Origin of the sequence: Pseudomonas sp. NBRC 111133 (assembly GCF_001320605.1) — a bacterium.
Taxonomy (GTDB): Bacteria; Pseudomonadota; Gammaproteobacteria; order Pseudomonadales; family Pseudomonadaceae; genus Aquipseudomonas; species Aquipseudomonas monteilii.
Genome location: NZ_BCBJ01000080.1, coordinates 17,713 through 35,367, shown reverse-complemented (window position 1 = coordinate 35,367; position 17,655 = coordinate 17,713). Strand labels below are relative to the sequence as shown.

The 17,655-nt window shown below is 61.2% G+C and carries 18 protein-coding genes, 1 other RNA gene and 1 pseudogene; 7 read left to right on the top strand and 13 right to left on the bottom strand.

All coding sequences use genetic code 11. The features are described from left to right. Positions 1–195 precede the first annotated feature (195 nt). Positions 196–571: RNase P RNA component class A (rnpB, locus tag APH36_RS18730), an RNA gene on the bottom strand. A 67-nt stretch (positions 572–638) separates the two neighbouring features. After that, the gene (rsmI, locus tag APH36_RS18725) at positions 639–1,514 is read right to left on the bottom strand and encodes a 16S rRNA (cytidine(1402)-2'-O)-methyltransferase (protein WP_060499792.1); all 876 of its coding nucleotides are present in this window, start codon (positions 1,512–1,514) and stop codon (positions 639–641) included. A gap of 186 nt (positions 1,515–1,700) precedes the next feature. On the opposite strand from rsmI, the gene APH36_RS18720 reads away from it, so the two are divergent. The 4 genes and pseudogenes from APH36_RS18720 to APH36_RS18705 all read left to right on the top strand — a co-directional run. Beyond that, positions 1,701–3,518: a penicillin-binding protein activator gene (locus APH36_RS18720; protein WP_060499791.1), complete on the top strand. Its 1,818-nt coding sequence runs from the start codon at positions 1,701–1,703 to the stop codon at positions 3,516–3,518. Further along, positions 3,518–3,889, top strand: a complete 372-nt coding sequence (locus APH36_RS30955; RefSeq protein WP_019098045.1) for a YraN family protein — start codon at positions 3,518–3,520, stop codon at positions 3,887–3,889. The genes APH36_RS18720 and APH36_RS30955 overlap by 1 nt, the downstream gene beginning before the upstream one ends. Before the next feature lie 86 nt (positions 3,890–3,975). Next, positions 3,976–4,569 carry a phosphoheptose isomerase gene (locus APH36_RS18710; RefSeq protein WP_012274070.1) on the top strand — a complete coding sequence of 198 codons (594 nt, stop codon included), beginning with the start codon at positions 3,976–3,978 and terminating at the stop codon, positions 4,567–4,569. Beyond that, positions 4,566–5,006 (top strand): annotated as a pseudogene (locus APH36_RS18705) (BON domain-containing protein); the annotation flags it as partial. The gene APH36_RS18710 and the pseudogene APH36_RS18705, both read left to right, overlap by 4 nt. 89 nt (positions 5,007–5,095) lie before the next feature. On the opposite strand, the gene APH36_RS30950 reads toward APH36_RS18705, so the two are convergent. The 7 genes from APH36_RS30950 to rplM all read right to left on the bottom strand — a co-directional run bounded on the left by APH36_RS30950 (position 5,096) and on the right by rplM (position 9,959). Further along, a complete protein-coding gene (locus APH36_RS30950; protein ID WP_082426418.1) occupies positions 5,096–5,524 on the bottom strand; it encodes a ClpXP protease specificity-enhancing factor in 429 nt (142 codons plus the stop codon). A gap of 10 nt (positions 5,525–5,534) precedes the next feature. Continuing rightward, a complete protein-coding gene (locus tag APH36_RS18700) occupies positions 5,535–6,158 on the bottom strand; it encodes a glutathione S-transferase N-terminal domain-containing protein (RefSeq protein WP_060499789.1) in 624 nt (207 codons plus the stop codon). 118 nt (positions 6,159–6,276) lie between these two features. Continuing rightward, positions 6,277–7,056, bottom strand: coding sequence for a cytochrome c1 (locus APH36_RS18695; protein WP_060499788.1), 780 nt, complete (start codon positions 7,054–7,056; stop codon positions 6,277–6,279). After that, a complete protein-coding gene (locus APH36_RS18690; protein WP_003251825.1) occupies positions 7,056–8,267 on the bottom strand; it encodes a cytochrome bc complex cytochrome b subunit in 1,212 nt (403 codons plus the stop codon). Before APH36_RS18690 ends, APH36_RS18695 begins: the two co-directional genes overlap by 1 nt. After that, the gene (gene petA, locus APH36_RS18685) at positions 8,267–8,860 is read right to left on the bottom strand and encodes a ubiquinol-cytochrome c reductase iron-sulfur subunit (protein ID WP_003251823.1); all 594 of its coding nucleotides are present in this window, start codon (positions 8,858–8,860) and stop codon (positions 8,267–8,269) included. The genes APH36_RS18690 and petA overlap by 1 nt, the downstream gene beginning before the upstream one ends. A 263-nt stretch (positions 8,861–9,123) precedes the next feature. Further along, entirely contained in the window at positions 9,124–9,516 is a 393-nt protein-coding gene (gene rpsI, locus APH36_RS18680; protein ID WP_003260797.1) for a 30S ribosomal protein S9, read from the bottom strand. A 14-nt stretch (positions 9,517–9,530) separates the two neighbouring features. Further along, positions 9,531–9,959, bottom strand: a complete 429-nt coding sequence (rplM, locus tag APH36_RS18675) for a 50S ribosomal protein L13 (RefSeq protein WP_003251819.1) — start codon at positions 9,957–9,959, stop codon at positions 9,531–9,533. 257 nt (positions 9,960–10,216) lie between these two features. Between rplM and APH36_RS18670 the strand changes: the two genes are divergently transcribed. Together APH36_RS18670 and APH36_RS18665 are read left to right on the top strand one after the other, a co-directional pair. Continuing rightward, positions 10,217–11,257, top strand: a complete 1,041-nt coding sequence (locus APH36_RS18670) for an NADP(H)-dependent aldo-keto reductase (RefSeq protein ID WP_060499787.1) — start codon at positions 10,217–10,219, stop codon at positions 11,255–11,257. 236 nt (positions 11,258–11,493) lie between these two features. Then, complete coding sequence (locus APH36_RS18665; protein WP_174442268.1) at positions 11,494–12,414, top strand: GlxA family transcriptional regulator; 921 nt, start codon at positions 11,494–11,496, stop codon at positions 12,412–12,414. Positions 12,415–12,529: 115 nt separating this feature from the next. Here the strand turns inward: APH36_RS18665 and zapE are convergent, their stop codons facing one another. From zapE to APH36_RS18650, 3 genes are all read right to left on the bottom strand, one after another. Then, on the bottom strand, positions 12,530–13,624 hold the full coding sequence (gene zapE, locus APH36_RS18660) for a cell division protein ZapE (RefSeq protein ID WP_060499786.1): 1,095 nt from the start codon (positions 13,622–13,624) through the stop codon (positions 12,530–12,532). 198 nt (positions 13,625–13,822) lie between these two features. Next, positions 13,823–15,172, bottom strand: coding sequence for a tryptophan--tRNA ligase (locus tag APH36_RS18655; protein WP_060499785.1), 1,350 nt, complete (start codon positions 15,170–15,172; stop codon positions 13,823–13,825). Between the two features lie 25 nt (positions 15,173–15,197). After that, positions 15,198–15,833 (bottom strand): alpha/beta hydrolase, encoded by a 636-nt coding sequence (locus APH36_RS18650; RefSeq protein ID WP_060499784.1) that lies wholly within the window; start codon positions 15,831–15,833, stop codon positions 15,198–15,200. A 135-nt stretch (positions 15,834–15,968) separates the two neighbouring features. Between APH36_RS18650 and APH36_RS18645 the strand changes: the two genes are divergently transcribed. After that, positions 15,969–16,406: a YhcB family protein gene (locus APH36_RS18645; protein ID WP_016713539.1), complete on the top strand. Its 438-nt coding sequence runs from the start codon at positions 15,969–15,971 to the stop codon at positions 16,404–16,406. 47 nt (positions 16,407–16,453) lie between these two features. Here the strand turns inward: APH36_RS18645 and APH36_RS18640 are convergent, their stop codons facing one another. Beyond that, a complete protein-coding gene (locus APH36_RS18640) occupies positions 16,454–17,650 on the bottom strand; it encodes a methionine gamma-lyase (RefSeq protein WP_060499783.1) in 1,197 nt (398 codons plus the stop codon). Between the last annotated feature and the right edge of the window lie 5 nt (positions 17,651–17,655).

The window sequence follows — 17,655 nt, the reverse complement described above, 5'->3', positions numbered from 1 at the left end:
CATAAGGAAAAGCCTTACAGGACCGAGATTTAGCGCGTTAAGAGAAGGTGGAAGCACTACCAAGTAGAAAAAAAGACGAGAAAAATCAAACCCACGCAAGCGAATGGAGTTCGAAGTTAAAGTGATTTATCAAGAGTAAGATTTTTTCGGTATTACCAGAGAGGATCTGCTATCGAATGAAGCAGAGAAGGAAAGGTGGAGAGTCGATCTGTAAGCCGGGTTTTGTCGAGGACAGTCATTCCTCTACGACGGCCATCACTGGACGCCTCTAGCAACCTACCCGGTTCCGACGCGGGCCACGCCTGATGGAACCCTATTTGGTCTTGCTCCGAGTGGGGTTTACCTAGCCACGCACTGTTGCCAGCCGTGCGGTGCGCTCTTACCGCACCTTTTCACCCTTACCGGCACCGAAGTGCTTAGGCGGTTATTTTCTGTGGCACTTTCCGTAGGCTCACGCCTCCCAGGCGTTACCTGGCACTCTGCCCTATGGAGCCCGGACTTTCCTCCCCCTGCTGCTCACACAACAAAAAGTTGCGGAACAAAAACAGGCAGCGACTGTCCGATCGACTCTCCGCCGACAAGGTTACCGGCACGCGCGCTTGAGAACAAGCAATACCGGCATTTATATCAATTTGCCACTATTCGGCTTTCTGCTTTTCAAGGGCAAGTTGATACAACAGGTTCTTGCGCACCCCGGTAATTTCAGCCGCAAGTGCAGCCGCCCGCTTCAGCGGCAACTCGGCTAACAACAGGTCGAGCACCCGCTGGGCCTCGGCACTGATGGCCTGCTCGCCCTCCGGCGCACTCCAGCCACCCACCAGTACCACGCACTCACCGCGCTGCTGGTTGCTGTCGCCGGCCACAAAGGCACGCAATTCAGCCAGCGGCAGGCCCTTGAGGGTCTCGAACGTCTTGGTCAGTTCGCGCGCTAGCAAGGCCGGGCGGTCGCCACCAAAAACCGCCTCCATGTCTTCAAGGCACTCCAGGATTCGGTGCGGGGCTTCATAGAAGATCAGCGTGCGCGGCTCTTCCTTTACCTGCTCCAGGCGTGCCCGGCGCCCGGCCTGCTTGGCTGGCAGGAAACCTTCGAAGATGAAGCGATCCGACGGCAAGCCGGCCGCCGACAGCGCAGCGATCAGCGCACAGGCACCTGGCACCGGCACCACATTCACCCCAGCGGCCCGCGCCTGGCGCACCAAGTGGTAGCCCGGGTCGGAAATCAGCGGCGTGCCGGCATCAGAGACCAATGCCACGCTCTCGCCAGCCAGCAGCTTGGTGAGGAAACGCCCGCCTTCGTCACGCTCGTTGTGCTCATGACAGGCAGCCAGCGGCGTGTCGATGCCAAAGTGCTGCAGCAACCGGACCGAATGGCGGGTGTCCTCGGCGGCGATCAGCGCCACGTCCGCCAGCACCTTCAACGCCCGGGCGCTCATGTCATCGAGGTTGCCGATAGGGGTTGCCACCACATACAGCGTCCCCACCGTGGATTTCGAAGCCCCTGCCACATCAGTCACTGCGCACACCTGTCATTCGGATCAAAGGCGCCATTGTAGCCCGAGCGCCTGCAACAGGGCGCAAAGAACTTCACCAGCGACCGGCGGCAAGCCACCTATAGTGAAGGATCTATACGGCGACATCGCGCCCCGGCCAGTGCTTGGGTACAATTGCCGGCCAACTTGATCGAGTAACAGGACCTTTACATGATCGCATGCCTGCGGCTGCTCACAGCCCTCTGCCTCGCTGCCCTGCTGGCGGCCTGCGCCAGCTCGCCCTCATCCAGCCTGGGCGAACTGCCACGCACCCCGGATGCCAGCATCGAGCAACTGCTCGAAAAGGCTGCTTCCAGCAAGTCTGCGCAAGACGCCGCCCTGCTGCGCCTGAGCGCAGCCGACCTGGCCTACAAGCAGAAGGACTTCCCACGCGCCGCACGCATTCTCGAGCAAGTCCCGCTGGACACGCTCAAGCCGGCCCAGCAAGTGTTCGCCAGCACCCTCGCTGCCGAACTGGCCATGAGCCGCAACCAACCCAAGGCCGCCCTGACTGCACTGGCTCACCCTAGCCTGCAGCGCGTCGCCGAGCTTCCGGCAGAGCAGCAAGCACGCACCTACAGCGTACACGCCGCCGCCCTCGAAGCCGACGGCCAGGCCCTGGCTGCTGCGCAACAGCGTGTACTGCTGGCCCCGCTGCTCAGCGGCCAGGCCGCCAGCGCCAACAACGATGCCATCTGGGCACTGGTCGCCTCGCTGCCGGCAGAGCAACTGCAGCAGCCAGCCAACGACCAGACGCTGAGCGGCTGGACCAGCCTGGCCTTCGCCGTGAAAAGCGCCGGCACCCTGGAGCAGCAGCAAGCGGCTATCGAAGCCTGGGTCAAACAGCACCCGGACCACCCGGCAGCCCTGCAACTGCCGCAGGCACTGACCAAGCTCAAGGAACTGGCCAGCCAGCCGCTGACCAAAATTGCCCTGCTGCTGCCGCAGGAAGGCCCGCTGGCCGGTGTTGCCCGCGCGTTGCGTGACGGCTTCATGGCCGCCCACTTCCAGGCCCAGCAGGCCGGCCAGCCAGCGCCTGCAGTGCAGGTGTTCGACAGCTCGCGTATCGGTTCGCTCGATGATTTCTATCGCCAGGCCCAGGCCGCTGGCGTGCAACTGGTCATCGGTCCGCTGGAAAAACCGCTGGTGAAGCAACTGGCCGCCAAACCTCAGCTGCCCATTACCACCCTGGCGCTGAACTACGCCGACGCCGGTCAGAAGGCGCCGCCGCAGCTGTTCCAGTTCGGCCTGGCTGCCGAAGACGAGGCCCGCGAAGTTGCCCGCCGCGCACGCGCAGACGGCATGGTTCGCGCCGTCGCCCTGGTGCCGAGCGGCGAATGGGGCGACCGCGTACTGGCCGCCTTCCGCCAGGACTGGGAGGGTAATGGCGGCACCCTGCTCGCCGCCGAGCGCATCGCCCAACCCGTCGCCCTGGCCCAGCAAATTGCCGACCTGTTCCAGCTGCGCCAGAGCGAAGGCCGCGCCAAGAGCCTGCAAAGCACGGTAGGCGGTAACATCGCAGCGCAACCGTCGCGCCGTCAGGACATCGACTTCATCTTCCTCGCCTCGACCCCACAGCAGGCACAGCAGATCAAGCCGACCCTGAACTTCCAGTACGCCGGTGACGTGCCTGTCTACGCGACCTCGAACCTGTACAGCGCCAGCGGCGACGTCAACCAGTACAATGATATGAACGGCATTCGCTTCTGCGAAACGCCGTGGTTGCTCGACTCCAGCAACAGCCTGCGCCAGCAAGTCGTGCAACAGTGGCCGCAAGCCGCTGGCAGCCTGGGCCGCCTGTATGCCATGGGCGTCGATGCCTACAGCCTGGCGCCGCGCCTGGGCCAGCTGAAAGCACTGCCAGACAACCGCGTCATGGGCCTTTCGGGCAGCCTGAGCATCAACGCCAACCAACGCGTCGAGCGCCAGTTGCCATGGGCAGAATTTGCCGGCGGCCAGATCAAGCGCCTGCCTGACACCGCGCGTTGATGGCCGCAGCATCACCAACCCGCGCCGGGCAAGCGGCAGAAAACCAGGCCCTTGAGTACCTTCAGGGGCAAGGTCTGCAGCTGCTGGCGCGCAACTGGCGATGCAAAGGCGGTGAGCTTGATCTGGTCATGCTTGACGCCGATACAGTAGTATTCGTCGAAGTCCGCTACCGGTTGCACGCGGGCTTCGGAGGCGCCCTCGACAGTATCGACGGGCGCAAGCAGAAACGGCTGGTGCTTGCCGCCACCCTGTTCCTGCAGAAGGAGCCCCATTGGGGCAACCACCCCTGCCGCTTCGACGTAGTCGCCCTGCAGGGCAGCCACCATGCAGGCAGACCGCTTCAATGGCTGAAAAACGCCTTCGAATGCTGAACCCACTTCGTTTTTTTTGCTCTATGTATCGCGGGCCGGTCGTTGTTGCGCGTAGCAAAGGCCACCGCCCTACTTAAGGTCACCAGATGGACATGCAATCCCGAATCCGCCGGCTGTTTCAGGCCAGCATCGATACCAAGCAACAGGCAATGGACATCCTGGCACCGCACATCGAGCAGGCCAGCCTGGTCATGGTCAATGCGCTGCTCAACGAGGGCAAGATGCTCGCCTGCGGCAACGGCGGATCGGCTGGCGATGCCCAGCATTTTTCCTCCGAGCTGCTCAACCGCTTCGAACGTGAACGCCCGAGCCTGCCTGCCATCGCGCTGACTACCGACAGCTCGACCCTGACCTCGATCGCCAACGATTACAGCTACAACGAAGTCTTTTCCAAGCAGATCCGCGCCCTGGGCCAACCCGGCGACGTTCTGCTGGCGATTTCCACCAGCGGCAACTCGGCCAACGTGATCCAGGCGATCCAGGCCGCACATGACCGCGAAATGATTGTCGTAGCATTGACTGGCCGCGACGGCGGCGGCATGGCTTCGCTGCTGCTGCCCGAGGACGTGGAAATCCGCGTACCTTCCACCGTTACCGCGCGTATCCAGGAAGTCCACCTGCTGGCGATCCACTGCCTGTGCGACCTGATCGACAGCCAACTGTTCGGGAGTGAAGAATGACCCCAATGCGCCTCGGCCTGATGGCCCTGACCCTGTGCCTGAGCGTCACCGGTTGCAGCTCGGTACTTACCTCTACACGCAATTCGCCGATCGAGGACGATCGCGGCACGCGCACCATCGGCAGCAAGATCGACGACTCGCTGATCGAGACCAAGGCCGCCGTGAACATTTCCAAAGCCAGCCCTGACCTGGACAAAGGCTCGCACATCGTTGTCAGCAGCTACAACGGCATCGTCCTGCTGGCCGGGCAAACCCCGCGCGCCGACCTCAAGAGCCTTGCCGAGCAAACCGCCGGCCAGGTGCAGCGGGTCAAGAAAGTGCACAACGAACTGCAGGTGATGCAGCCCTCCTCCATCCTGGCACGCAACAACGACGCCTGGCTGACCACCAAGATCAAGACCCAGATGCTGACTGACAATGCCGTGCCCAGCTCGCGATGCGCCGCGCGGGCGGCGCTCGATCTCACAGGCGCTGAAAGTGGTGTGGCAGGCACAAAAAAGGCGATCCGGTTGGATCGCCTTTTTTGTTACTTGACCACTTTCAGGCTCGGTCGGCCACTTGGGCGTGGCGGCTGCCCACCACCCTCTGGCGGCCCGTCGTCATCCGGCTGCACGTCATCGTCTTCCGGCTCGTCGCCATCCATTGGCGACTCCAGCTCGAAGACCATGCCCTGGCCATTTTCGCGGGCATAGATGCCTAGAATGGCGCCAACGGGTACGAACAGCGAGTGGGCCACTCCACTGAAACGACCCTCGAAGCTGACCGCTTCATTGTCCATGTGCAGGTGGCGCACAGCGCTTGGGGAGATATTCAGGACAATCTGGCCATCACTGGCGAAACCATCCGGCACCTGAACTTTCGGGAATTCGGCATTGACCAGCATATGGGGCGTGCAATCGTTGTCGACGATCCACTCGTACAGTGCTCGAACCAGATAGGGGCGACTGGAGTTCATCAACGGCTCCTTAAAGCTTGCGCATTTCACGTTCTACGGAGGACAGGCTCGCCTGGAAAGGCTCGCGGGCGAACTGACGTTCCATGTAATCCAGCAGCGGCTTGGCTTGCCGCGGCAACTCGATACCCAACACCGGCAAACGCCAGAGTATGGGCAGTAGACAGCAATCGACCAGGCTTTGCTCATCGCTCATGAAACAGGCGAATTCATTGAACAGCGGCGAAACGCCGGTCAGGCTTTCGCGCAAGGCCTTGCGCGCTTCGGTTCTGGCAGCCTCGCTGCTGCGTGAATCGAGCACGGTATCGGCCAGGGCACACCAGTCGCGCTGAATGCGGTGCATCAGCAAACGGCTGTTGCCACGCGCAACCGGGTATACCGGCATCAGCGGCGGGTGCGGGTAACGCTCCTCCAGGTATTCCATCACCACGGTCGACTCATACAACGCCAGGTCACGGTCGACCAGGGTCGGCACACTGCCGTAAGGGTTCACCTCGGCCAGCTTGGGCGGCAGGCGGGCGAGGTCGACATCGATGACCTGTACGGCAACGCCCTTCTCGGCCAACACCAGGCGTACCCGATGACAATAGTGATCAGCGGGATCGGAATAGCAGGCTAACCTGTTGGTTGCGCCCATGTAGCGGCTCCTCGCACGGGATGCTTGTGCAACTTTAAATGAAAACGCGCCCGGGGCGCCCCCGGCATTTCTGCTGGGGCGCCCCGGGCGCGTTCAACAACCAGAAACTACTGCGTGATCAGTGCACGTCCTTCCAGTATTCACGCTTGAGCAAGTAGGCGAATACGAAGAAGAAAGCCAGGTACAGCAACACATAGGTACCGATGCGCTGGCTTTCCAGTTTGACCGGGTTGGCCGAATAGGCCAGGAAGGTCACCAGGTTCTTGACCTTCTCGTCGAACTGCTCGGTCGTCAGGGTACCGGATTTCGGCGTAATGGTCAGCTGGTCGCAGGCTTCATGGGTGATCGGGCTACCGGTCAATGGGTCGAACTGCTTCTTGCCATCGGTCACGGTCTGCACCTGCTTGCAACCGACCACCTGATTGCCTTGCAGGCCGACCAGCACGTTGGGCATGCCGACGTTCGGGAACACCTTGTTGTTCACCCCGTAAGGCCGCGACGGGTCCTCATAGAAGCTACGCAGGTAGGTGTACAGCCAGTCGGTACCGCGCACCCGAGCCACCAGCGTCAGGTCTGGCGGCGCGGCGCCAAACCAGGTCTTGGCGTCACTGGGCTTCATGCCAATCTGCATGTGGTCGCCAATCTTGGCACCGGTGAACACCAGCTTCTCCAGCATCAGTTCGTGAGGGATGCCGAGGTCATCGGCCACACGCTCGTAACGCTGGAACTTGGCACTGTGGCAACCCATGCAATAGTTGGCAAAGGTGCGCGCACCATCCTGCATGGCGGCCTTGTCGGTCAGGTCGATATCGACCTTGTCCAGCTCCAGGCCGTGTTCAGCAGCGAAGGAAAAGGCAGGCATCACTGCCAGCAAAAATACTGCAATCAACTTTTTCATCAGCCAGTCACCCTTTCCGGAACCGGTTTGGTCTTCTCGAGCCTTGTGTAGAACGGCATCAGCAGGAAGTAGGCGAAGTACAACACCGTGCATACCTGCGACAGCAAGGTGCGCCCAGGTGTCGGCGCCAGTACGCCCAGCACGCCGAGAATGACGAAGGCCACGCAGAACACCAGCAGGAAGACCTTGCTGATCCAGCCCTTGTAACGCATGGAACGCACCGGGCTTCGGTCGAGCCAGGGCAGTACGAACAGCACGGCGATGGCCGCACCCATGGCGATGACGCCCATCAGCTTGTCAGGCACCGCACGCAAAATGGCGTAGAACGGTGTGAAGTACCACACAGGCGCAATGTGCTCAGGCGTCTTGAAGGCGTTGGCCTGCTCGAAGTTCGGTTTCTCCAGGAAGTAGCCACCCATTTCAGGGAAGAAGAACACCACCGCGCAGAACACGAACAGGAACACCACCACGCCGACGATGTCCTTGACGGTGTAGTACGGGTGGAACGGAATGCCGTCCAGCGGAATGCCGTTTTCGTCCTTTTTCTTCTTGATGTCGACGCCATCGGGGTTGTTCGAACCCACTTCGTGCAGGGCAAGGATGTGCAGCACCACCAGGCCGAGGATGACGATGGGCAGTGCGACCACATGCAAGGCGAAGAAGCGGTTCAGGGTGATACCCGAGATCAGGTAGTCGCCGCGGATCCACTGAGTGAGGTCGTCGCCAATCACCGGAATGGCGCCAAACAGCGAGATGATCACCTGGGCCCCCCAGTACGACATCTGCCCCCACGGCAGCAGATAGCCCATGAAGGCTTCAGCCATCAGCGCCAGGTAGATCAGCATGCCGAACAGCCAGACCAGTTCGCGCGGCTTCTGGTAGGAGCCGTACAGCAGGCCACGGAACATGTGCAGGTAGACCACGATAAAGAACGCCGACGCACCGGTGGAGTGCAAATAGCGCAGGATCCAGCCGTATTCCACGTCACGCATGATGTACTCGACCGAGGCGAATGCCTCTTCCGCCGAGGGCGTAAAGCTCATGGTCAGCCATACGCCGGTGACGATCTGGTTGACCAGCACCAGCAGCGCCAGGGAGCCGAAGAAGTACAGGAAGTTGAAGTTCTTGGGCGCGTAATACTTGCTAAGGTGGTCTTCCCACATCTTGGTGGCGGGGAAGCGAGCATCAATCCAGTCCATGAACTTGCTCATCATGCGTTCTCCTGGTCGACGCCGATGACGATGATCTCGTCCGACTCGTAAGAGTGCGGTGGCACTGGCAGGTTGAGAGGTGCCGGCTGCGACTTGTAGACGCGACCAGCAAGGTCGTAGTGGGAGCCGTGGCACGGGCAGAAGTAGCCACCCACCCACTTTGGACCGAGATCGGCAGGCGCCACTTCCGGGCGGAAGGTGGGCGAACACCCCAGGTGCGTGCACAGGCCGACGAGAATGAGGATTTCCGGCTTGATCGAGCGAACCTCAGGGTCGACGTAAGCCGGCTGCACCGAGGCCTTGGACTCTGGATCAGACAGGTCGCCGGTGATTTTTTTCAGGTTACCGAGGATTTCCTCCGTTCGCCGCACAATGAACACCGGCTGGCCACGCCACTCGGCCACCATCTGCTGCCCGGCCTCGACCTTGGCGATATTGACCTTCACCGGTGCACCCGCGGCTTTCGCCTTGGCACTGGGAAACCATGACCCCACGAACGGTACCGCAGCCCCCACTGCTCCCGCTGCCCCGACCACGGATGTCGCGGCTACGAGGAAGCGGCGCCGGCCTGCGTTGACGCCGTCATTGCTCATTCAGTCCTCTCCCATCAGCTTGCTTGGCCTGTTGAACCAGGCTTGTACTTAGGTTGTGTCAATGGCACTAAAAATTGGCCGCCATGGTAAGAAACAAATCCACACACTGACAAGGTGATTACCCCGGCAAGGGGCGACAACCCGCGCTTTGCTTGATCTGCGTCTATGCGACAAGTGGCCACTGACATGCTGACAGGTTAGTTCAAGCCAAAAAAAAAGCCCGGTTCCAAGGAACCGGGCTTTTCTCGACTGCCGAAGCGGTATTAACGCTTGGAGTACTGAGGACGCTTACGCGCTTTACGCAGACCCACTTTCTTACGCTCGACTTCACGAGCATCGCGGGTGACGTAGCCAGCACGACGCAGAGCGCCACGCAGGGTTTCGTCGTATTCCATCAGGGCGCGGGTGATACCGTGACGGATCGCACCGGCCTGACCGCTGACACCACCACCGGAAACGGTGACGTAGATGTCGAACTTCTCAACGGTTTCGGTCAGCTCGAGTGGCTGGCGAACAACCATGCGAGCGGTTTCGCGACCGAAGAACACGTCCAGAGAACGGTTGTTGATGGAAATGTTACCAGTACCCGGACGCAGGAATACGCGAGCGGTTGCGGTCTTGCGACGGCCAGTGCCGTAGTTTTGAGTCGCCGACATAATGAACCTTCCCGTTAGATCTTCAGTTCTTGAGGCTGCTGAGCAGTGTGTGGGTGAGCAGCACCCGCGTACACTTTCAGCTTGCGGTACATGTCGCGACCCAGCGGATTCTTAGGCAGCATGCCTTTGACCGCGGTTTCGATAACACGCTCAGGGGCCTTGGCGATCAACTTCTCGAAGTTGATTTCCTTGATACCGCCCGGGAAGCCGGAGTGGGAGTAGTACATTTTGTCGGAAGACTTGGCACCAGTCACACGAACCTGCTCGGCGTTGATAACGACGATGTAGTCACCGGTGTCAACGTGAGGGGTGTATTCTGGTTTGTGTTTGCCACGCAGACGGGTAGCGATTTCGGTAGCCAGACGACCCAGGGTCTGGCCAGCGGCGTCAACTACGAACCACTCGCGCTTTACTGTTTCCGGTTTAGCAGTAAAAGTTTTCATTCTCTAAAGCCTCAGAGGCCGCCCAGCGAAAAATAGACGGCGAATCTTACTGGATAGTGCACAGCTTGCCAAGGGCAAACGCGCAGCCGAACGCTGACGCTTTTGGGGGCTCGGGTCGGGCACGCCAATGTTCGACGGGGTTCTTCCTGCGTGGTGGTGCATCACTTCCGCCACACGGAGAGGGGCCGAATTATCCAGATTGCGCGAAAAATTTCAACCTGCTTTGATGGGCTTCTTTGCCAAGGAGTGTCTACCTGATGGAATACCGCCAGCTCGGCCGTACCGACCTCAACGTCAGCGCCCTGTGCCTGGGCACCATGACCTGGGGCGAACAGAACGTTCAGGCCGAAGCCTTCGAACAGATCGCCCGGGCCAAGGCCGCCGGGATCAACTTCATCGACACCGCCGAGATGTACCCGGTACCGCCCCGCCCCGAAACCTACGCGGCCACCGAGCGCATCATCGGCAACTGGTTCCGTGAACATGGCGACCGTGACGACTGGGTACTGGCCAGCAAGGTCGCAGGCCCCGGCAACGGCATCAGCCACATTCGCGACGGCCAGCTCAAACACAACCGTCAGCACATCGTCGCGGCACTGGACGAGAGCCTGAAGCGCCTGCAGACCGACCGCATCGACTTGTACCAGTTGCACTGGCCGGAGCGCAGCACCAACTTCTTCGGCAAGCTGGGCTACCAGCACCTGCCACAGGACCACTTCACCCCGCTGGAAGAAACCCTCGAAGTACTCGACGAACAGGTGCGTGCGGGCAAGATCCGTCACGTCGGCCTGTCCAACGAAACGCCGTGGGGCACCATGAAGTTTCTGCAACTGGCCGAGAGCCGTGGCTGGCCGCGGGCGGTATCGATCCAGAACCCCTACAACCTGCTCAACCGCAGTTTCGAGGTAGGCCTGGCGGAAGTGGCCATCCGTGAGCAGTGCGGCCTGCTGGCCTACTCGCCGCTGGCGTTCGGCATGCTCTCGGGCAAGTACGAGAACGGTGCACGGCCGGAAAATGCCCGCCTGACCCTCTTCAGCCGCTTTGCCCGCTACTCCAACCCGCAGACCGTGGCGGCCTGCAGCCGCTACGTGCAACTGGCCCGCGAGCATGGCCTGGACCCGGCGCAGATGGCCCTGGCATTCGTGACCCGGCAGCCTTTCGTGACCAGCAACATCATTGGCGCGACCAGCCTCGAGCAACTGGAGAGCAACCTGGCCAGCATTGAGCTGAGCCTGAGCGACGAGCTGCTGGTAGGGATCGAGGCGATTCACCAGGAGCAGCCCAACCCTGCCCCTTGATCAAAGCCACAAGCGGCAAGCTTCAAGTTGCAAGACAGAGCGGGCGAGTACCGACCTGCTTTTTTCTTGCAGCTTGTAGCTCGAAGCTTGCAGCTGGGCAAAAAACATAAGACGATCCAGCCGGTGATTGACCACTCTACCCTATAAGAACAATGACAATGATGTTTACCCAACCCTCCGCGTCGCTGCGGCGCGTCAGCATCCTGGCCATTGACAAGGTGTTCGCTTCGACCTTGATGCAAGCCAAGGATTTCTTCCACCTCGCCAGCCTGCGCTACAGCAAGCAGCTGGGCCTGGGCCTGCAGCCCATGTTCGAAATCCGCCTGGTGAGCCCCGACGGCCAGCCTGTGGACAGTTTCAGCAATGTGCAGTTACCGGTCGACGGTGGCCTGGACGATGCCGATGTGATCATCCTCCCGGCCTATTGGGACGACTTCGACAACCTGCTGCAGCGCTACCCACAGGTGCTACCGTGGCTGCGTGACCAGCATGCGCGCGGCGCGGTGCTGTGCGCCGAGGCCAGTGGCGTGTTCTGGCTGGCCGAGTCCGGCCTGCTCGATGGCAAGGAGGCGACGACCTACTGGCGCTTCTTCAACAGCTTTGCCGAGCGCTTTCCGAAGATCCGGCTGAACCAGGACAAGCACCTGACCGACGCCGACAATATCTATTGCGCGGGCGGCGCTACCTCGGCCTGCGACCTGTACATCTACCTGATCGAACGCTTCTGCGGCGCCAACGTGGCCCGCGCCGTGGCCCGCGACATCCTCTACGAAGTCCAGCGCAACTACACCCCGGGGCGTATGGGCTTTGGCGGGCAGAAGCTGCACCAGGACCTGATCATCCTGCAGATCCAGCACTGGCTGGAAGAGCACTTCGCCGACAAGTTCCGCTTCGAGGATGTGGCCCGCAACCACGGCATGAGCATCCGCAACTTCATGCGCCGCTTCCAGGGCGCGACGGGCGACAAGCCGCTGCACTACCTGCAACGGCTACGGATCGAAACAGCCAAGGGGTTGCTGTCGAGTACGCGCAAGAGCATCAAGACCATCAGCTATGAGGTCGGTTATGACGATGCCAGTTTCTTTGCGCGGCTGTTCCGTCAGCACACCGAGTTGTCGCCGAACCAGTATCGGCAACAGTTCATGCAGGAAGCCTGAAAGGCTTCCTGAGCGGCAAGCTACAAGCTTCAAGCGGCAAGAAAAAAGCCAGAGCAACATGCGGTTTGCTCTGGCTTTTTTCTTGCCGCTTGAAGCTTGTAGCTTGCCGCTGCCTTTAGGGCTTGTGTGCGCGCGACAGGAATTCGTGCGACTGCATCTCCAGCAACCGGCTCAGGGTGCGCTGGAACTCGAAGCTCAGACGCCCACCGGTATACAGATCCTTCAGCTCCACCTCAGCCGAAATGATCAACTTGACGTTACGGTCGTAGAACTCGTCCACCATGTTGATGAAACGGCGGGCGATGTCGTCGGTGGTCACGCCCATCTGCTCCACGTTGCTCAGCAGCACCGCATGGAAAATCTTGCCCAGCTCGATGTAGTCGTTCTGGCTACGCGGCCCGTCGCACAGGGCGCGGAAGTCGAACCAGGCAACGTCATCGCAAGTACGCAGCGCATTGATCGGGCGGTTCTCGATCATCAGCACGTCATTCTCGACCGCCTGGGTGCACTCAGGGGTCAGCGCCTTGAAGCTGGCGCGCATGCTCTGATGCGCCGCATCGTTGAGCGGGAAGTGGAACAGCTCGGCCTGCTCCAGGTGACGCAGGCGGTAGTCGACGCCGCTGTCGACGTTCACCACGTCGGTGTACTGCTTGATCATGGCGATGGCCGGCAGGAAGCGCGCACGTTGCAGGCCGTCCTTGTACAGGCCGTCCGGCACGATGTTGGAGGTAGCCACCAGCGACACGCCGTTCTTGAACAGCTCCTCCATCAAGGTGCCGAGAATCATGGCATCGGTAATGTCCGACACGAAGAATTCGTCGAAGCAGATTACCTTGGCTTCTTCGCTGAAGCGCTTGGCAATGATGGTCAGCGGGTTCTTCTCGCCCTTGAGGGTTTTCATTTCCTCGTGCACACGCTTCATGAAGCGGTGGAAGTGCGTACGCATCTTCTGCTTGAACGGCAGCGCTTCGTAGAAGGTATCGACCAGGTAGGTCTTGCCTCGCCCTACCCCACCCCAGAAGTACAGGCCCTTGACCGGGGTCTGCTCCTTCTTGCCGAACAGCTTGCCGAACACGCCCGGCTTGTTGTTCTGCGCGTGCACCAGGTCGTCGTACAGGCGCTGCAGGTGACGCACCGCAGTTTCCTGCGCCGCGTCATGGAAGAAGTCGGGACGTTTCAGATCTGCTTGATAGCGTTCTAAGGGAGTCATGATTCGTTAGCGAGGCAACAAAAAACGGGCCGTCACTGTAGCGACAGGCCCGCTTAATGGCAATGAGACTTGCGTCAATATGCCTCAGTCCGAGTGGAATCCTGTGGGAGCGGGCGCGCCCGCGAACACCGGCGAAGCCGGTGCCACGCACCGCGGTGCCTGCTTCGCGGGCTTGCCCGCTCCCACAGATAAACATCCTCAGTCCTGCTGGGGTGCCAGGGCATCACGCAGGCTTTGAATAGCTGCATCACGGGCTTCGGCGCTGTCGAACTGCGGCCCGTCAGCCACCTGCTCGCCGTTCAGCCACAGGCCGAAGCCCAGGCCGTCGACGCGCACATCCGCCTCGCCACCCTGCTGCAACTGCTTGCTGACGGCGCCGGCACTCTTGCCATCGGCAAAGCTGCGCGACAGCAGCAGTTGCTCGCCATCAGCGGCCAGCAGGCGGAAGCGGAAGCTGCCGTCTTCGTCGCGGAAGCTGACGAAACGCGCGCTCTTGGCGGCTTTCTTCTTCACTTCGGTATTGACCTGGACGCCACTGCGGAACGAACGCAGGCCTACAGACTCGCGCAGTTGCTCGAGGAATGGCGTGGCGATCTTGCGGGCCTTGGCGGCGCCGGCCAGCAGGATGTCTTCCAGCTCCGCCGGCCGGGCGATCAACTGGTGGTAGTACTCACGCTTTTCGGCCAACTGACCGTCCAGCAGCTGGAACAGGCGTTGCTTGGCATCACCCCAGCCCAGGCCCTGCAACAGCTCTTCGCGGAACCCGGCACATTGTTCAGGCGTCGAGAAGGCCTGGAACAGGGTGAACAGGTGCGAATTGTCCGGGTCTTTCGCTTCGCCTGGGGCGCGCGAGTCGGTGACGATGCGCGAGATGGCGTCTTTCATGTCCTTGGCGCTGGTGAACAACGGGATGGTGTTGTCATAGCTCTTGGACATCTTGCGCCCGTCCAGGCCTGGCAGGGTCGCCACGCTTTCCTCGATCACCGCCTCCGGCAGGGCGAAGAAGTCCTTGCCCTGGCCGAACAGGTGGTTGAAGCGCTGGCCGATGTCACGGGCCATTTCCACGTGCTGGATCTGGTCGCGGCCGACCGGCACCTTGTTGGCGTTGAACATCAGGATGTCGGCAGCCATCAGCACCGGGTAGCTGAACAGGCCCATGGTCACGCCAGCGTCCGGGTCTTCGCCGGCCTCGACGTTCTTGTCCACCGAGGCCTTGTAGGCATGGGCACGGTTCAGCAGGCCTTTAGCAGCAACGCAGGTCAACAGCCAGGTCAGCTCGGGGATTTCCGGGATGTCGGACTGGCGGTAGAAGGTCACTTTGTCCGGGTCCAGGCCACCGGCCAGCCAGGTCGCGGCGATTTCCAGGCGCGAACGCTGGATGCGCAGCGGGTCGTCGCACTTGATCAGGGCGTGGTAGTCGGCCAGGAAGTAGAACGAGTCGACACCGGGCTGCTGGCTGGCACGGATCGCCGGGCGGATGGCGCCGGCGTAGTTGCCCAGGTGCGGTGTGCCGGTGGTGGTGATACCGGTAAGGATGCGCGTGGTCATGGGTGTTCGCTTATTCAGGCTTGGCTCAGTTCGAAAGGCGCGGCAGCAGCAGATCCTTCAGATCGGTCAGCTTGCCATGGAAGAAGTGTCCGCATTCTGCCACTTTCAGCAGCTCATGGGGGCGCGACAGGCTGTCAGACCATTCGTAAACCAGCTGCGGCGCAACGACTTCGTCGGCATCCGGTTGCACCACGGTGATCGGGCAGCGCTGTGGCAGCGGGAATTCCGCCGTCAGGCGCATGACTGCCGGGGCGATCATGAACAGGTGCTGCAACTCGGTGCCTGCAGCCTCCAGGCGGCCGGCCAGGCTGGTGGCGACGAAGCCGCCGAACGAGAAGCCCATCAGCACCAGCGGCAGTTCAGGATGTCTGGCCCGCAGCCAGGCTGCGGCAGCGTCGGCATCGGCCACTTCGCCTGCGCCCATGTCATGGCTGCCGGCGCTTTGGCCAACGCCACGGTAATTGAAACGCAGGGTGACGTAACCGGCATCGCGGGCGGTGCGTTGCAGGGTCGAGACCACCTTGTTGAGCATGGTGCCGCCCTGGACCGGGTTGGGGTGGCAGATCAGCACCGCGCCACGGGCATCGGCCACATCAAGGTACAAGGCTTCCAGCTGGCCGCTGGGGCCATCGATGAACAAGGGGGTTTCGCGGACAAGCAAGGCACTACTCCGTGACCTCGGGAGGGGTCGATTCGTCTAGGTGAGGAATTCTGTTCTGATTTGCGATCGCTCGCGGTATACAGCGCAGGTCTGAGCCGTTAACGTAAAGCAAAGCCGTTTATAGAGGAAGGACTCGTGGAACTCTCGCTCCTTGTTTGGTTGTTGCCAACCCTGGCCCTGGTCATTGGCGTGGTCGTCGGTTTCGTCGTGGCCCGCCTGCTGCCCAATGCCGCGCCCAGCAGCACACAGCGTCAGCTGGATGACATCCAGAAGCGTTTCGACAGCTACCAGAACGAAGTGGTCACCCACTTCAACAGCACCGCCGTGCTGGTCAAGAAACTGACCCAAAGCTACCAGGACGTGCAGGATCACCTGGCCGAAGGCGCCAACAGCCTGGCCCTGGATGAAGTCACTCGCCAACGCCTGCTGGCTGCACTGCACTCCGAAGCGCCGCAAGGCCCACGTGACCGCCTGACCCCGCCGAAAGACACCGCCGAAGTGCCACGCGACTATGCACCGAAAGCGCCCAACTCGCCGGGCATGCTGGATGAGAGCTACGGGCTCAAGCGTTAATCCGCTGAACATGAAAAAGGCCTCGCAAGAGGCCTTTTTCGGTTTACCTATTTGCAAGCCTGCAATGCCTGCTCGACATCCGCCAATAGATCCTCCACATCCTCCAGACCCACCGACAACCTCACCAGCCCCTCCGATATCCCGTGATGTGCCCGCTCTTGCGGCGTGTAACTGGAGTGCGTCATGCTCGCCGGGTGCTGTGCCAACGACTCGGCATCCCCCAGGCTCACCGCCCGAGCAAACAGCTGTAGCGCATTCATGAAGCGCCGCCCCGCCTCGATACCGCCCTTGAGCTCGAAAGCGATCATGCCGCCCGGCAAACGCATCTGCCGTTGCGCCAGTTCGTACTGGGCGAACGACGGCAAACCGGGGTAATGAATCAGCTCCACCTGCGGCTGCCGGGCCAGAAACTCGGCCACCTGCCGGGCATTGCTGCAATGCCGGTCCATGCGCAGAGCCAGGGTCTTGATCCCGCGCATCAGCAACGCCGCATCATGTGGCGACATTACCGCCCCGGTCATGTCTTTCAGCCCTTCCAGGCGAATACGGTCGACCAGCGCCTTGCGCCCCACTACCAGGCCGGCGGTGATGTCGCCATGGCCACTGAGGTACTTGGTTGCCGAATGCACCACCAGGTCCGCCCCCAGCTCAAGTGGCCGCTGCAAGTAAGGCGTGCAGTAGGTGTTATCCACCACGACATGCACATCATGCCCCTGCACGGCCTGGGCAACCGCCGCGATGTCCACCAGTTGCATGTTGGGGTTAGCCGGCGTTTCAAAGTAGATCATCCGTGTTTTACTGTTGATCGCCGCTTTCAATGCCTTGGCATCGTTCAGGTCGACATGGCGGACCTTCACCCCGAACTCACCAATACCGTGGTGCAGAAAAGCGAAGGTGCAGCCATACAAGGTGCGCCCGACAATCAGTTCATCACCCGGCCGCAACAGGGTCCAGATGGTCGAGGTAATAGCGCCCATACCCGACGCCAACGCCAACCCCGCCTCACCGCCCTCCAGTGAAGCCATGCGTTGTTCCAGCAGTGCCAGGGTGGGGTTGGAGATGCGGCTGTAGAAATGCCCCGCCTCCTCCCCAGCAAAGCACGCAGCGCCGTATTCAACAGTGGGGAAGGCATAGGTGGCGGTCTGGTACACCGGCGGCACCAGCGCGCCACCGTGGGAAAGCGGGTCGTAGCCATGGTGAATGGCCCGCGTGGAAAAACCGGTGTTGTTATGGGAGTCGCGCATGGCAA

Coding starts and splice junctions, on each gene's coding strand:
- APH36_RS18720 (WP_060499791.1), top strand. CDS start 1,701: ATGATCGCATGCCTGCGGCTGCTCACAGCCCTCTGCCTCGCTGCCCTG.
- APH36_RS30955 (WP_019098045.1), top strand. CDS start 3,518: ATGGCCGCAGCATCACCAACCCGCGCCGGGCAAGCGGCAGAAAACCAG.
- APH36_RS18710 (WP_012274070.1), top strand. CDS start 3,976: ATGGACATGCAATCCCGAATCCGCCGGCTGTTTCAGGCCAGCATCGAT.
- APH36_RS30950 (WP_082426418.1), bottom strand. CDS start 5,524: ATGAACTCCAGTCGCCCCTATCTGGTTCGAGCACTGTACGAGTGGATC.
- APH36_RS18700 (WP_060499789.1), bottom strand. CDS start 6,158: ATGGGCGCAACCAACAGGTTAGCCTGCTATTCCGATCCCGCTGATCAC.
- APH36_RS18695 (WP_060499788.1), bottom strand. CDS start 7,056: ATGAAAAAGTTGATTGCAGTATTTTTGCTGGCAGTGATGCCTGCCTTT.
- APH36_RS18690 (WP_003251825.1), bottom strand. CDS start 8,267: ATGAGCAAGTTCATGGACTGGATTGATGCTCGCTTCCCCGCCACCAAG.
- petA (WP_003251823.1), bottom strand. CDS start 8,860: ATGAGCAATGACGGCGTCAACGCAGGCCGGCGCCGCTTCCTCGTAGCC.
- rpsI (WP_003260797.1), bottom strand. CDS start 9,516: ATGTCGGCGACTCAAAACTACGGCACTGGCCGTCGCAAGACCGCAACC.
- rplM (WP_003251819.1), bottom strand. CDS start 9,959: ATGAAAACTTTTACTGCTAAACCGGAAACAGTAAAGCGCGAGTGGTTC.
- APH36_RS18670 (WP_060499787.1), top strand. CDS start 10,217: ATGGAATACCGCCAGCTCGGCCGTACCGACCTCAACGTCAGCGCCCTG.
- APH36_RS18665 (WP_174442268.1), top strand. CDS start 11,494: ATGCAAGCCAAGGATTTCTTCCACCTCGCCAGCCTGCGCTACAGCAAG.
- zapE (WP_060499786.1), bottom strand. CDS start 13,624: ATGACTCCCTTAGAACGCTATCAAGCAGATCTGAAACGTCCCGACTTC.
- APH36_RS18655 (WP_060499785.1), bottom strand. CDS start 15,172: ATGACCACGCGCATCCTTACCGGTATCACCACCACCGGCACACCGCAC.
- APH36_RS18640 (WP_060499783.1), bottom strand. CDS start 17,650: ATGCGCGACTCCCATAACAACACCGGTTTTTCCACGCGGGCCATTCAC.